Genomic DNA, 15,075 nt, shown 5'->3' on the forward strand with positions numbered 1-15,075 from the left:
GATTTGTGAGAACGACGAAAGTTAGGAGACAATCGGAAGAAGAACGAAGGAAGCAAAAGAAAGGAACAGAGATTCTGTTATAATTATACCAATAAATAATAAAAATATTCGATTTAATTAGATAAAATGATCAAATAATATAATAAATGGTGGTTTATTATTTGGGAGAAGGCAACAAAAGCACATGATTTTTTCAAGAGCCATTGACAAACAATCAAAATCAAAGTAGATTAAATCAGGGTAGTAAAAATGTCAAAAGGAACTGCTGACTCTAGACACGTAAATAGGCAGCGTTTGTTTTCTAACCCAATCGAAATAAAGTAGTTGTTCGCAAACATAAAAGAAGTCAGGAACACTTCTTTTCAACCGACAGATCGTATTGCTAAGAAATAGAGGTGGAATCGATGGATCAAAAAGAAAAAATGTTAGAACTAATCAAGAAAAAACAAGGCGGCGGCCGTTCAAAAAAGATGGAATCCCCAAAAAATGATCGGAAAAACATGCGTAAAGGCCCGAAAATTTATAATAAGTAAGGCGATGGATTATTAACACGAAATGAGCGATTAAAAAAAGAGAGAAGGACAGGGTTGCTGTCTTTCTCTCTTTTTTTTTATTCCTCAGAATTCACGTACAACTCACTCAAAGCTGGCAGATCATGGACTTGGTATTTTGCTTTAAACGCTGCGATTTCTTCAGCACTGAAGCGTTTAGGATCCAGTTTCAATTCTTCGACGGGAAGAGGTCGTTCGTTAGCGATCTTGACATCGATCACGACGGGGCCGTGGCTTTCTTTAGCTTGTGTAAAGACGGATGCTAATTCTTCTGCCTTCGTTACCGTGAAGCCTTTCGCACCTAATGCTTCCCCAACTTTACCAAAATCAGCACCGGCTAGTTGCACACCGAACTTGGTTTGCTCGGTATCTTCTTGCTCCGCTTCGATGAAGCCGAATGAGTCATTGGAAAAGACCACGTTGATGATTGGCAAATCATATTTCACTTGAGTAATGATGTCTTGCATTTGCATCGCAAAACCGCCATCCCCACTAAAGGTAAATACTTGGCGATTCGGATAGCTCAATTGAGCGGCGATCCCACCAGGTACACCATTGCCCATTGTCGCAAACCAGCCAGACGTTGTGAAACGCTGTTCACCCGTCATTTCTAAATGTCGGATACTTTGGATCGTAACATTACCAACATCTGTGACAAACAGGGCATCAGGAGCTGCGATACGGTTGATTTCTCGATAGACAGGTTCAGGACGCAAGGGCTCTTGCGCATCATGGTCAAAACTATGGCGCCATGCATGCCAATTCCGAGCGTTTTCTTGATTGGCTTTTATCCAGGCATCTGCAGGACGAGGGGCTGCCATCTCTGTCCATTTTCTAAGAGCGGTCGCACCATCTCCTAAAACGGAGACATCCGTCTGATGACGACGACCAAATTTCGAGGCGTCGATATCAACTTGGACAAAGTTGGCATCAGGATTGAAAAAGCGGCGTCCAAAAGGGAAGTCACTGCCGACAAAAACGATGAGATCAGCTTCTGCCAAAGCTTCATTGGCTGGTTTTGTCGCAACCCGTCCGGCAAATCCAAGAAAGTTTTCATAAAGATCAGGCACGATGCCTTTGGCTAACACAGAAGCCGCTACAGGCATTGAGAAATGCTTAGAAAAAGCATCGATGGCATCAAAATGACCAAAGAGACCTTGTCCGATATAAAGGACAGGTTTTTTTGCTTGTTCAAAATAAGAAAGGGCAGCTCGTAAATCGTCTTCATCCGGCTGGAGAACACCCGTCTTATGATTTTTGGCGGTTGCAATCTCCTGTTCGTCGATTTCTGCAAACCCGTAATCGACCGGGATCGTTACTACAGCAACGCCTTTAAATTTATAGGCGGCTTTAATGGCTTCATCCACCACGTGGGGCAAACTTTCAGGGGACATGACCGTGCGATTGTAAATACTGACATCTGCGAACATCGGATTTTCATTCATTTCTTGAAAATCATTGTAGTTCATCGAACTTGAAGCCACTTGTCCTATTAAGGCAACGACAGGCACATTATCCATTTGGGCATCATATAAGCCATTGATCAAGTGGGTGGCACCTGGACCAGCAGAACCGAAAACCGCACCGACTTTTCCCGTTAGTTTGGCATCAGCCGCCGCTGCCAGCGCACCCGCTTCTTCATGACGTACTTGAACATATTTGACCGATTGCCGTTCATGGTACAAAGCATCCATCGTTGAGTTGAAAGATCCACCGGGGATTCCATAGATATGGTCGATGCCCCACGCTTCAAAAATCTTGATCATTGCTGTACCAGCATTGATTTTTGTCATTTTCTTCACTCGCTTTCTCTGTTGTCATTCGTTCTCTTTTAAGTATAAACGTTTCTCAAAAAGACAACAAAGAATGCGCCTTCTGTCACAAGGCGCATAGAAAGACTTATTTTAGGAAATGAACGACTCAGTTGCGAAGCTCTTGCACGAATCGACTGGCGATCTCTTTTGGTCGGGTGATGGCACCACCAACCACGATACCGGTCACACCCATATCCTGAATTTTTTTTGCTTGTTCCGGGGTGTGGATCTTGCCTTCGGCTATTACCGGAACCTTCGCCGTAACCAATTGCTGGATCAACTGATAGTCCGGTTCGTCATTGGTAGGACTGTTCGCCGTGTAGCCGGACAAAGTTGTACCAACAAAATCGACGCCCGCTTCAAAGGCATTGATGCCTTCATCATAGGTGGCGATATCTGCCATGAGTAGTTGATGGGGATAAAGAGTTTTGATTTGCTTAATAAAGGCATTAATGGTCAAGCCATCATGACGTTTGCGCAAGGTGCAGTCCAAGGCGATCACCGCAATATGTAAAGCTGCTAATTCGTGTACCTCTTTGATGGTTGCTGTGATAAATGGTTCTTCCGGTGGATAGTCTTTTTTGATGATTCCGATGATCGGCAAATCAACAGCTGCTTGGATCTCGCGAATATCGCGAACGGAATTGGCACGGATGCCAACAGCACCAGCTTCTTGAGCTGCTTTTGCCAATAGGGGCATGACACCGCCGTTTTCGGTATATAGGGGTTCTCCAGGCAATGCTTGACAAGAAACGATCACTCCGTCCTTGATTTGTTGGATAAAAACTTCTTTTTCCATGTATTTGACACTTCCCATTCTTGTAAAGGTTCGTTTCTCCCTTCGACTATATCATGAGGCTTTTTCCTTGTAAATGAAACGACACCTTCTTTAAAAGGAAAGCGAACACCAAAAAAGAAGCAAGCACCGTCATCAAGGGTGCTTGCTTCATTAGGAGGTGAGGATAGGGAATCATTTATTCCGCTTGTTTTGACGTGCATTGCTTGAACTTCTCAAAATCGATCGTTTGATTAGCAGACAGCACTTCGTATTGCAATCGGTCTGTTTCTTCATCGTGAATGATATGGAGGATTTTTCCGTCTTCGTCTACTGGTCCCAGACTGATGATCGTAAACCGTTCATTGATGACTTCTAAATTCTGTAAAACCCCAGAAAACACTTTGCGAATATGATGGGCGGTCTTGATTTTTTTGTCTGCTTTTTCAACAGCCTTGGCTAACGTAAAGCCTTCATCTAAAAACGTTTTGATCATTTCCACTTTGACGACCGTGGGCAGTCGGTATTTTCGTGGGGCATTTTCTTCTTGTGGGACCGATTGAATAAATCCTTTTTGTTCCCAATAACGCAATTGGCGAGGGGAGATATCACACATTTGGCTAAGTTCGCTGATGCCGACCAACAAGTTTTCATTATCAACGAGTTTTCGAAAAAGATGAGACATACGGACTCCATTCTTGTAAAGGTATTTGTTAACATTGTAACTTGTTTTACTTTTATGTCAAGTAGGTTGACAAATGTTAGGGAAAGATTTAAAGTAAAGAAGGTTTTATGAAAAATATACTGAAAAGAGTGTGAAATATGTCAACGAGTCGTCCTTTAGATATCTACGGCAAACCTTACAATCGTTCCTTACTGGTTATGGTTTTGCTGATCGGTACGTTTTGTACTGTTTTGAACCAAACATTGTTAACAACGGCTTTTCCAACCTTGATGGATGCCTTTGACATCTCTGCATCTGATGTCCAATGGCTAACCACCGGTTTCTTGCTGGTCAATGGGATCATGATCCCGATCACCGCATGGCTGATCAACAAGTTCAGCTCAAGAAATCTTTACTTAACGGCAATGAGCATCTTCCTGGCTGGAACGATCGCTTGTTTTGCAGCACCGAACTTTTCTACATTATTGATTGGCCGCTTAGTGCAAGCTGCTGGTGTAGGGATCTCCATGCCGCTTTTGCAAAATATCATGTTGTCGATCTTCCCACCAGAAAAACGCGGTTCAGCTATGGGCATGTCTGGAATCGTTATTGGGTTGGCACCAGCCTTAGGCCCAACGTTATCTGGTTGGATCATTGATCATTATGACTGGCGTTATTTGTTCGGAATGGTCATTCCGATCGTCGTTTTAGTCTTAGTCTTAGCGCTCTTTCTAATGAAGAGTGTGATTGAATTGTCGCATCCGAAAATCGATCTGTTCTCAGCGATTTTATCAACGCTTGGTTTTGGTACATTGCTCTATGGCTTTTCAAGCGTCGGTGACAAAGGGTGGGGCAGTATTGAAGTAATCGGTTTTCTTGCAGCCGGTGTCTTTTTCATTGCTTTCTTTGCATGGCGTCAATTGCACATTGAGCATCCGTTCTTAGAGTTGCGCGTGTTCAAATCAACGACCTTTACCTTGGCGTCGATCCTTTCAGGGGTCACGAATATGGCGATGATCGGTGCTGAAATGGTACTCCCATTGTATATCCAAAACATTCGTGGTGAATCAGCGTTCCATTCAGGATTGATGTTATTACCAGGTGCGTTGATCATGGGGATCATGATGCCAATCACTGGTGCGATCTTTGATAAGTATGGTGCAAAACGTTTAGCTATCACCGGGATGTTTATCTTGACCGCCGCAACCTTACCATTTGCTTTCTTAACAAAAGATACACCGATTTTGCATATCATCATTCTTTATGGGATTCGGATGTTCGGGATCTCAATGGTGATGATGCCAGTAACGACTTCAGGAATGAATGCCTTGCCTGGTAATCTGATCAGTCACGGTACCGCAGTAAACAATACCTTCCGTCAAGTAGCCAGCTCAATTGGTACGGCTATCTTGATCAGTGTCTTGACAAACGTCACCAAAGGCAACTTGCCAAGTGATTCTTTGCTGGATAAAACGCCTTTGGCCTACAAAGACCAAGCAATCGAAGCGACTTTATCCGGCTACCATGCCGCCTTTTATGTGGCAGCGGTCTTTAGTTTCTTAGGTTTCTTGATCGCCTTCTCCTTAAAGAAAAAAGAACCACGATTGACGGTTCTTGAAGGAGGTGCGGACAAATGATCTTGCTTTTGATCGTTCTTAGCGTGTTAGGGTTTGCGGTACTGAATGTTTTTGCCAAAAACAAGCGGCAAACAGGTTTATCATTGGTCTTAGGTCTAGTCTTCGTAGCAAGTGTCGTCGCATTGATGGCCAATTTGACTTACCATTTTGGAATGGAAAAAGAAACGACTGCTAAAACAACAGCACTGGTTTCTAGTGCCGATAATGAGAATTTTGATTTACTATTGTATCAGCCATTAGGAGATGGTACGGAAAAAATCTACCTGTATAAAACGGATACTGATCAAGAGGAACCAAAACAAACCGGTACTGATAAAGTGACCAATGTCGTGGAAACAGGGGCTGAGTCAGCTCAATTAGAAACAAAAACGACGCGCTGGGTTTATAAAAGTGACCTATCACGCTTCTTGTTCGGAATCGCTGATAACGATGGCCAATATGTCAGCCGTACCAATACGTTCTCATTACCAGATTCATGGGAAGTCTTGAGTGTGGATCAAGCAAAAAAACTGGCTTCTTTAGCGAAAGAACAAGCGGACACCATGAAAACACAAGGACAAGCGTATGTCCAAGAAAAAATGCAAGCTGCATTAATGGCTGATCCAACTATGGACGAGGCAGCCCAAAAAGCAAAAATCGCTGAATTGACAGAAGCTTATCAAAAAGAAGCGATGGCAAAACTGCTTGAAGAAGCAAAAAAGTAAAAACGAGTAGATCGTCATGGGATGGAAGAATCAAATCGGATTCTTCTGTCCCTTTTTCTACATGAAACTTGTGATTTAGCGAAACAGCTGCTAAATGTTGGTCGTGTCCATCAACAATAAAAATCCCACTCACTACTAGTGTGTGGGATTTTCTTTATTCAAATGAGCACGCGGCAATCCGGTCGAAAGCTTCTTTTAACAAGTCCAACGATTGGGTGGCAGCTAAGCGAACATAGCCATCGCCGGTCGTTTCTCCAAAGGCTTTCCCAGGGATCATCAGCACACTGGTTTCCTTTAATAATTTCTCGACAAAGCTGACAGAGTCCAACCCCGTTTGTTCAATGTTGATGAAGGCATACATGCTTCCTTTGACAGGGGATAAGGAAAGGAATGGAATCTCAGCAACCCGTTGTTCAATGTAAGTCAGTCGTTCCTTAAAGACAGCAACCACTTGCGGCACGAGCGTATCATAGTGATTCAATGCGTAAATACCTGCCCGTTGTGAAGGGGTTGGTGCCGAATAGGCGATCGCCTCATTGATCAGTTTTGCCGTAAGATTGATCGATTCAGGTGCGATCATGTAGCCGATCCGCCAGCCAGTCATGGCAAAGGCTTTTGAGAAACTGCTGAATGTGATGGTGTTCTCAGGTGCGAAGGCTGCCATCGGTACAAAGGTATCATCAAAGCAAAAGGCTTCATAGACTTCATCCGAGAGGATCAGCAAGTCATGTTCAATGGCAACTGCTGCGATTTTTTCAAAAGTTTCTGGAGAAAAAACAGCACCAGTAGGATTGTTTGGTGAATTGATGATGATCGCCCGAGTTTTTTCAGTGATGGCGGATTTTAAGACCTCGACATCGATTTGAAAGCCATCTTTTTCAAAGGTCGGGATAAAGACCGGCACACCACCGACTAGTTCGACTTGTTGTTTATAAGGTGAAAAGTATGGTTCATGAATAATCACTTCATCACCAGGATCAATGATGGCAGCCAAAGCTAAGTACATGCCATGCAATGCACCGACAGTTCCTCGTACTTGGCTAGGAGAAAAAGTAAGCTGGTATTGCTTTTGATAAAAATCAACGACAGTTTGGATAAAATCAGCACTACCGTCTGAAGCGGTGTATTTTGTATGACCCGCTTTGACGTCAGCAAAAGCTGCTTCAATGATCGTCGCATCTGTAATCAAATCAGGATCACCAATCGACAAATCAATCAAATTTGGGGTTTTCTTCGCAAGAGTGGCGATCTCCATTAAAAGATTTTCTTCTGGTTGTAAAAAACGTTCTGCAATCAACGGACGGTTCATTTTGTCATCTCCAATTTCTATAAAACTTTGCTTAAAAAATCCTGTGTCCGCGCATTTTGCGGATGCTCAAAGATTTGTTCGGGTGTTCCTTGTTCTTGAATGATACCGTCAGCCATAAAGATGACACGATCGGCAACTTCTTTAGCGAAGCCCATTTCGTGGGTAACGACCACCATCGTCATGCCTTTTTCTGCTAAAGCTTGCATGACCGTCAACACTTCTCCGACCATTTCTGGGTCCAAAGCCGATGTTGGTTCGTCAAAGAGCATTACATCAGGATCCATTGCCAACGCTCTAGCAATAGCGACCCGTTGCTGCTGCCCGCCAGAAAGGCTAGAGGGGTAACTATCCGCTTTTTCAGCTAAGCCAACTTGCTCCAGCAATCCTTTCGCTGTCTCTTCGGCAGCGGCTTGCTCTTGCTGTTTGACTTTGATCGGGCTGATAGTCAGATTTTCTAACACCGTTTTATGAGGGAATAGATTGAAGCTTTGAAAAACCATTCCCATTTTTTGACGAATCTGATCGATTTTCACCCCTTTTGCCAATAAATCATTGCCTTCGAAGGTGATTTTCCCGCCGGTCGGCTGTTCAAGAAGGTTCAAGCAGCGTAAGAAAGTACTTTTTCCACTTCCTGATGGTCCGATGATCACAACGACTTCACCAGGTGTCACTTCAAGATCGATTTCTTTTAAGACGGTATTCTCGCCAAATGTTTTCACTAATTTTTCAACTTTAATCACTAGTTTTCATTCTCCTTTCAGCAACACCCAAGAGACGTGAGAGGGCGAAGGTCAATACAAAGTAGATCAATGATACGATAACGTATGGTAAAAACGGTTTGAAGCTGGCCCCTTGAACGACGCCTGTTTGGAAAATCAGTTCAGACACACCGATCACCGATACGACCGAAGACTCTTTAATGACCGTGACAAATTCATTTCCTAGAGCAGGCAAGATGTTTTTGATGGCTTGCGGGAAAATGATGAAGCGCATCGCTTGGATCTGATTCATTCCTAATGAACGAGCGGCTTCCAGCTGTCCTTTGTTGACGGCATTGATCCCGGCACGAATGATTTCTGCCACATAGGCGGCACTGTTTAGTGCTAAGGCAATACAGCCGGCAGCTAATTTCGAAAGCTCTAAGCCTAACACGCCTGTTCCAAAGTATACAATAAATATTTGTACTAACAAAGGTGTTCCTCGAACATATTCAATATAGACAGCGGCAATGACTTTCAGTGCTTTTGATTTAGAAAGCTTCATAAAGGCTAACAAACTGCCACCGATAGAGCCGAATAATACCCCAACCAAGGCTAGGAAGATGGTATAGCCAGTTCCGGTGATATAAAAAGGCAGATATTTTTCCCAAAAGCTTTGCTCTTCATCGATCGTGCCATCTTCGGTAAACATCAATCGATAGGCATCTTCTTTGTATTGGCTTAAAAGATCATTACTAATGATGGTTTCAATGGAGGAATTGAGTTTTTCCAGTAAAACTGGCGCTTCTTTCGAGATGGCGATGGCGGTCTCCTTCACACCGTTTTCAAACGTGACATTTTCGGCTAATGCCAATGTATCATTCGCCGTCACATATGCTTCGGCAACGGGACCTTCCATCACGATCGCATCGATCTTGCGTGATTTTAGATTGGTGATCAAATCAGGCACCCTTTGCAAAGAGGTGACAGTCGCGCCAGTCAATTCTGTATTTGCCAGCTCTTCTTGGGTGGTTTGTCGTTGTGCACCGACAGCCACACCATCAAAATCAGCCGTCGATTGGAAACGATCCGCGTCTTCCGCTCGAACCAGAACAGTTTGTTGGACTTCCATATAGGTGTCAGTGAAATTGACTTCTTTGCGGCGCTCGTCCGTAGCAGCCATCCCAGAGATGACGACATCGATTTTACCCGTTTTTAGAGCCCCTAACAGCGCGTCGAACCCAAGCTCCTCAATTTTCAGCTCGACCCCTAAGTCATCTGCAATTTTTTGGGCAATCGAGATATCGATCCCCACGATTTCATTTTTTCCATCAACATTGGCACGGAATTCATATGGTGCATAATCGGCAGATAAACCCACGACCAATACACCATTTTCTTTGACTTTTTCATAGATTGGATCAGTTTCTTCTGCATGTGCTTGTCCGACAAAGAAAAACGGCAGCAATGCTGTGATGATCCCTAATAAAACAGTACCCTTACTAAACCTTTTCATGTAAACGCCCCTTTAACTTTTTCTGCGCATCTATTAAAAATGCAAATAATAACTAATAAATGTATAAAAATACATATAAGTGATAGAAACTATCATAGCATAACATCAGTTGAAGTCAATAAGTCAGAGAAAAAAAGTCAAAAAATGTTGTAGAGCGTAAAACCATTTATTCAATTTTTTTGCAATCCAACCAAGAGCAATGTGAAGAAGGCACAGCGTCTTTTTTCTAAACATATATATTCGATCTTTCACTTTGAAAATAACCGATAATAAAGAAATGTGACCACACTGAATGAACAAATGGAAAATGGTCTCAGAAGAAGCCAAAAAAAACGAAACATAAGACATTTTTTTGATTTCTTGCGATAATAAAAGTGAAGAGGAGGCGGTAGGATGAAGGTCGTATTGATTCGACACGGAGAAAGTGAAGCAAATTTCGAAAATTATTGGACAGGATGGCTGGATGTTTCGCTGACCGAGAAAGGCCGGCAACAAGCATGGGTAGCAGGGGAACAGATCAAAGCAATGGGGATTACTTTTGATTTTGCCTTTGCATCTGTGCTTCAACGAACGATCATCACGTGTGATGCCGTTTTGGAAGCTAGCAATCAGCTTTGGGTCCCTGTACACAAAACATGGCGCTTAAACGAGCGTCATTATGGGCAACTGGTTGGGGTCAATAAAGATGTGATGGTGGCACAATATGGAAAAGAACAGGTGCAAAAATGGCGTCGAGGATATGATGAACCGCCTTTATATGTGGAGGAAAATGATTTCGATCGACGCTACGATTCTTTGGATCCTCGCTTGATTCCTAAGGGAGAAAATCTGGGAATGGTCGTGGCCCGAGTGGTTCCATTTTGGCAAGATCAGGTGGTTCCGTTACTTAAAGATCATAAGAATATTCTCATTACTGGTCATGGGAACAGTTTGCGGGCGTTAGTCAAATACTTGGAGGACGTGCCCAAAGATGACATGGATACGATCGATATTCCTAACGCACAGCCGATCATTTATGAGTTTGATAGCCAAGCAAACTTGATTGAACGGGCGTAATAACGAACATTTAAAGAATAAACCACATTTTCGTTTGATGTTACATCGAAAATGTGGTTTTGTTGTGCTATAATAAGAAAAATTTAATGAAAGGCGGGAGAATATGAAAGCCGTATTAACCGTTATTGGAAAAGACAAGGTTGGGATCATCGCCGGTGTCAGCCAGAAATTAGCAGAATTAGAAATCAATATTTTAGATGTGTCCCAAACGATCATGGAAGATTACTTCACGATGATGATGCTTTTAAACATGGATGCCAATCAGGATTTTGACGGTGTTCGTGAGGAGCTTCACCAAATAGGTCAGGCATTAGGTGTGAAAATCAGCATTCAAAATCAAGAGATTTTTGATACCATGCATAAATTATAGGAGGCACTATGGAGACAAATCAAATACTTGAAACCATTCGCATGGTGGAAGAAGAAAACTTAGATATTCGTACGATCACGATGGGGATTTCATTATTGGATTGTATCGACGCCGATATTGATCGTACCTGTGAGAAAATTTTTCAAAAAATTACAACAAAAGCGAAAGATCTTGTCAAAGTCGGCGAAGAGATCGAAAGTGAATATGGCATTCCGATTATTAACAAGCGGATTTCGGTTACCCCTGTAGCGATCGTAGTGGCAGCTTGCCAGCCGACACCCGCAGACTGTATCAAAGTTGCGAAGACCTTGGATCGAGCGGCGCAAGAAGTCGGAGTAAATTTCATCGGCGGCTATAGCGCACTAGTAGAAAAAGGCTATCAAGGCGGCGACCTTGCATTGATCGAATCGATTCCAGAAGCCTTGGCTCAAACCAATTTTGTCTGTTCGTCGGTCAATATTGGATCAACGAAAGCTGGGATTAACATGGATGCAGTACGTCTGATGGGAGAAACAGTCAAGAAGACGGCTGAGGCGTCAGATATGGGCTGTGCGAAGCTCGTCGTCTTTGCGAATGCAGTGGAAGACAATCCCTTTATGGCGGGGGCTTTTCATGGGGTCGGTGAAGCTGATGTGGAAATCAACGTCGGTGTCAGCGGACCTGGTGTCGTCAAACGTGCCTTGGAAAAAGTCAAAGGCGAGTCCTTTGATGTCGTGGCGGAAACAGTCAAAAAAACAGCTTTCAAGATCACGCGGATGGGGCAATTGGTCGGGCGCGTGGCTTCAGAGCGCTTGGGCGTTCCATTCGGGATCGTCGATCTTTCGCTGGCGCCAACTCCTGCTGTTGGTGATAGTGTGGCATTGATTTTAGAAGAAATGGGCTTAGAATCTGTCGGTACCCACGGAACAACAGCTGCTTTGGCATTGTTAAATGATGCAGTCAAAAAAGGCGGCGTAATGGCCTGCAACCATGTTGGTGGTCTGTCGGGTGCTTTTATCCCCGTTTCTGAAGATGCAGGAATGATCAAAGCAGTAGAAGCTGGTTTATTGAATTTAGAAAAACTTGAAGCCATGACGGCGATCTGCTCTGTCGGCTTAGATATGATTGCGATTCCGGGAGATACTTCGGCTGAGACGATCGCCGCAATGATCGCGGATGAAGCAGCGATCGGTGTCATCAACCACAAGACGACAGCTGTCCGAATCATTCCAGCGAAAGGCAAAGAAATCGGCGATCGCATCGAGTTTGGTGGTTTATTAGGGACGGCGCCAGTGATGAAAACCAATCCTGCGAAGTCTACTGATTTCATTTTGCGTGGCGGCCGTATTCCCGCACCGATCCATTCATTTAAAAACTAGCTCGTGTTCATTTTGTAAGAAAATATGATAAAGTGACCTTTAAAAGACTAATCAGAATGCTGTCTTTTAAAGGTTTTTTGGTCCTGTTACTATTTTTTTCATTCCTAAGGCGGATGTTTTTTTGTTTGGAATCGAATACAATGAAAGATAACACGATAAAAAGGGGTGGTAAAATGAAGAAAATCTTCCAACTTGGGATGTTGGTTTTTGTTGGTTTGATGGGATTTTTTGTCCTTCAACCATCAATTGCATTCGGACAGACATTTGTTCGCGATGATGCCGGGGTCCTTTCACAAGAGACGATCGAACAGATCGATGCCTTGAATAAAGAGGGGTTCCAATCATTGACTGGCGCGCCAGAATATGCTGTGATCACGATCCCTTCCTTAGATGGGCAATCGATTGAAGAGCGTAATTTGGAACTGTTCAATGAATATGGTTTAGGAAATCCAGAGGACAATAATGGACTATTGTTTCTCTTTGCCATTGATGATCGTGAATTTCGTCTGGGTTATGGCGATGGACTATCCTATGTCTTCAGTGAGCTATCGGAAGATGATTTAGTGGATGAAGATGCCAAAGACGCATTACGAGATGAAGATTATGATACAGCGATATTGGCAGCTTCTAATGAAGTCTATCAGCGAATGAAAGAAGCGGATGAAACGATTGGATTAGGGACGATTTATCAAGATGGCAATCAAATGTTAGCAGAAAAACAGGCACAAGAAGCAGAAGCCACTAAGCAAATGTGGTTCACTATTGGAAAAATCGTCAGTGGTGTCGTAGCGGCAGCAGCTGCAAGCCTTGTCGGGTTCATCAGTTTTCGCCATCTTAAAACCAAACGGCGATTTGAAGAGCACCTGCCGTTGCCGAAACATCTGTTAGAAGATAGTCACTTCCAACAGAAAGATTTCTTGAAATGGGCTAGCAATAGAAAGAACTATCAGCGTTACCATCAGTATCAGACAGCAAAAGATTGTCAACAAGCATTTACGCAGTATGTGACGAGTACTTACGTGCCAGCGAAATTGAGCTCGATCACCGGATTGTCGACTGCGGATAAACGAGTTATCCAACATGCCTTGACGAATCCAGCAATTGGATCTTATTTTTCAAACTTGCTGATGAAGAAAAAAACCACGGTCAAACATTTCGGTCAGGTGATCCTTACACAACATGACACCTTAAAAACCTATGAAGCCCAATTAGGCAGGGAAGTGTCTGAACGGATGGCAGACTATGATTTATCTGATGCGGTGTTACCTGAGAATTTGCCTTTAGCAGATGCGTATCGAGCAGAAATAGCTAAGCAAGCCAAAGAAGAGATCAGAAGACGCAATGAGCAGGGGCGTTATTTAGCGCAACTTGTGACGGAAAAAGCGACCTATCCTGAGATGGTACAAGCCATTCCGAAAGAAGTTTCTAATGTTATAGCGGAAGTGAAAACAGATGCCTTGTTCCAAGTTGACTTGAAACAGGTTTATCAAAATCACCCAGATTTAGCAAACAAATTATCCTCATTTGATGCTTCTGATCGAGCAGCAGTTTTAAATAATGCTCGCCAAGAGTATGACCCGCATGGGATGAATATGGCGTTGTTCTTTGTGATGATGAATAATCACGTGTCCCATCAAGAACAAGTCATTGCCGATACACAAAGTTCTTCGAATGATTTTGGCGGTTTTAGCGGAGGAAGCAGCAGCGGTGGCGGTGTTTCTGGTAGCTGGTAATTTTTTCGTAAGGAGGAACGTTCATTGTTCTGCAATACATTCGCTTGCATGTAGGTTTGTGCAAGCGGAAGGATTGTATGGTCAATGGTGTTTTTTCTTGTGGAGGAAATCCCTTGATAAATAAGACAAACCAAACAAAGTGTGGTAAACTTTTTAGAGTTACAGAAAATGAATGGAACTTTCATTCATTTGAAAAAGGGAGAAAACGAGGGATATCATGTACCAATCTTACATATGGGATTTTGACGGAACACTTTACGACAGCTACCCAATCATGTTAAAAGCTTTTATTAAGACATTGAAGGAGTATGGCTTCGATCCAGATCCAGCGGAGATTTATTATATATTGAAAGATTCATCTTCCAAAAAAGTTGCTGAAAAATACAACTTAGATTTTCAAGAGTTCACTAAAGCATTCAAAGCAAATGAAGCGCTGGATGATCGTTTGCCGCTTTCCTTTGTAGGAACCAAAGAAACATTAGAAGCCGTGGTTGCTGCTGGTGGCAAGAACTACATTTTGACCCACCGCGATGTCGTTTCAACAAAAGAGCTGTTAGAAAAAGAACAGATGGCAGACCTGATCGTTGAGATCGTAGGACCGGAAAACAACTTTCCCCGTAAACCTGATCCAACTTCATTGATTTATCTTGTCGAAAAATATCATTTAGACAAAGATCAGACCGTCATGATCGGCGATCGTACGATGGATGTTTTTGCAGGACAAGGAGCAGGTGTCAAGACGATATTTTATGATATAGAAGGTATCTTAAAAGATGTATCCGCCGACCATACCGTCCAATCCATGGCTGAAATACAAGAAATCATTAAGTCTTGAGAAATCAAGGCTTTTTTTGCGCAAAGAAAGTAAGACATTCATTACTTATGATGAA

Annotated in this window: 14 protein-coding genes; 8 read left to right on the forward strand and 6 right to left on the reverse strand. The window is 43.0% G+C overall.

Annotation, left to right across the window (positions count from 1 at the left end):
* Window positions 1–404 precede the first annotated feature (404 nt).
* Window positions 405–533 (forward strand): hypothetical protein, encoded by a 129-nt coding sequence (locus tag A5883_RS19420; protein ID WP_005236316.1) that lies wholly within the window; start codon window positions 405–407, stop codon window positions 531–533.
* 77 nt (window positions 534–610) lie between these two features.
* On the opposite strand, the gene spxB is transcribed toward A5883_RS19420, so the two are convergent.
* The 3 genes from spxB to A5883_RS06000 form a co-directional block, all read right to left on the reverse strand.
* Complete coding sequence (gene spxB / locus A5883_RS05985) at window positions 611–2,344, reverse strand: pyruvate oxidase (protein WP_086338149.1); 1,734 nt, start codon at window positions 2,342–2,344, stop codon at window positions 611–613.
* A 127-nt stretch (window positions 2,345–2,471) separates the two neighbouring features.
* Window positions 2,472–3,164, reverse strand: a complete 693-nt coding sequence (locus A5883_RS05990; RefSeq protein WP_086338150.1) for an N-acetylmannosamine-6-phosphate 2-epimerase — start codon at window positions 3,162–3,164, stop codon at window positions 2,472–2,474.
* Window positions 3,165–3,339: 175 nt separating this feature from the next.
* A complete protein-coding gene (locus tag A5883_RS06000) occupies window positions 3,340–3,825 on the reverse strand; it encodes a MerR family transcriptional regulator (protein WP_008381378.1) in 486 nt (161 codons plus the stop codon).
* 137 nt (window positions 3,826–3,962) lie between these two features.
* Between A5883_RS06000 and A5883_RS06005 the strand changes: the two genes are divergently transcribed.
* Both A5883_RS06005 and A5883_RS06010 read left to right on the forward strand, forming a co-directional pair.
* Window positions 3,963–5,441: an MDR family MFS transporter gene (locus A5883_RS06005; protein WP_034872230.1), complete on the forward strand. Its 1,479-nt coding sequence runs from the start codon at window positions 3,963–3,965 to the stop codon at window positions 5,439–5,441.
* Window positions 5,438–6,145 carry a DUF4811 domain-containing protein gene (locus tag A5883_RS06010; RefSeq protein ID WP_016613368.1) on the forward strand — a complete coding sequence of 236 codons (708 nt, stop codon included), beginning with the start codon at window positions 5,438–5,440 and terminating at the stop codon, window positions 6,143–6,145. The genes A5883_RS06005 and A5883_RS06010 overlap by 4 nt, the downstream gene beginning before the upstream one ends.
* A gap of 154 nt (window positions 6,146–6,299) precedes the next feature.
* Here A5883_RS06010 and A5883_RS06015 read toward each other — a convergent pair whose 3' ends face one another.
* From A5883_RS06015 to A5883_RS06025, 3 genes are read right to left on the reverse strand one after another with little or no spacing between them, the layout of a single operon-like run.
* Window positions 6,300–7,454 (reverse strand): pyridoxal phosphate-dependent aminotransferase, encoded by a 1,155-nt coding sequence (locus tag A5883_RS06015; protein WP_016613369.1) that lies wholly within the window; start codon window positions 7,452–7,454, stop codon window positions 6,300–6,302.
* 17 nt (window positions 7,455–7,471) lie between these two features.
* Complete coding sequence (locus A5883_RS06020; protein WP_005230134.1) at window positions 7,472–8,194, reverse strand: amino acid ABC transporter ATP-binding protein; 723 nt, start codon at window positions 8,192–8,194, stop codon at window positions 7,472–7,474.
* Window positions 8,187–9,668 (reverse strand): ABC transporter substrate-binding protein/permease, encoded by a 1,482-nt coding sequence (locus tag A5883_RS06025; RefSeq protein WP_016613370.1) that lies wholly within the window; start codon window positions 9,666–9,668, stop codon window positions 8,187–8,189. The genes A5883_RS06020 and A5883_RS06025 overlap by 8 nt, the downstream gene beginning before the upstream one ends.
* A gap of 393 nt (window positions 9,669–10,061) precedes the next feature.
* Here A5883_RS06025 and A5883_RS06030 point away from each other — a divergent pair, with 393 nt between their 5' ends.
* The 5 genes from A5883_RS06030 (at window position 10,062) to A5883_RS06050 (ending at window position 15,020) form a co-directional block, all read left to right on the forward strand.
* Window positions 10,062–10,724, forward strand: coding sequence for a 2,3-bisphosphoglycerate-dependent phosphoglycerate mutase (locus tag A5883_RS06030; protein ID WP_008381373.1), 663 nt, complete (start codon window positions 10,062–10,064; stop codon window positions 10,722–10,724).
* 103 nt (window positions 10,725–10,827) lie between these two features.
* Window positions 10,828–11,094 carry an ACT domain-containing protein gene (locus tag A5883_RS06035; protein WP_005236306.1) on the forward strand — a complete coding sequence of 89 codons (267 nt, stop codon included), beginning with the start codon at window positions 10,828–10,830 and terminating at the stop codon, window positions 11,092–11,094.
* Between the two features lie 8 nt (window positions 11,095–11,102).
* Entirely contained in the window at window positions 11,103–12,452 is a 1,350-nt protein-coding gene (locus A5883_RS06040; protein ID WP_008381372.1) for a PFL family protein, read from the forward strand.
* Window positions 12,453–12,592: 140 nt separating this feature from the next.
* Entirely contained in the window at window positions 12,593–14,185 is a 1,593-nt protein-coding gene (locus A5883_RS06045; protein WP_086338151.1) for a TPM domain-containing protein, read from the forward strand.
* Between the two features lie 217 nt (window positions 14,186–14,402).
* Window positions 14,403–15,020, forward strand: a complete 618-nt coding sequence (locus tag A5883_RS06050; RefSeq protein WP_005236303.1) for an HAD-IA family hydrolase — start codon at window positions 14,403–14,405, stop codon at window positions 15,018–15,020.
* Window positions 15,021–15,075 lie beyond the last annotated feature (55 nt).

This window comes from Enterococcus sp. 5B3_DIV0040, assembly GCF_002140755.1.
GTDB lineage: Bacteria > Bacillota > Bacilli > Lactobacillales > Enterococcaceae > Enterococcus_D > Enterococcus_D casseliflavus.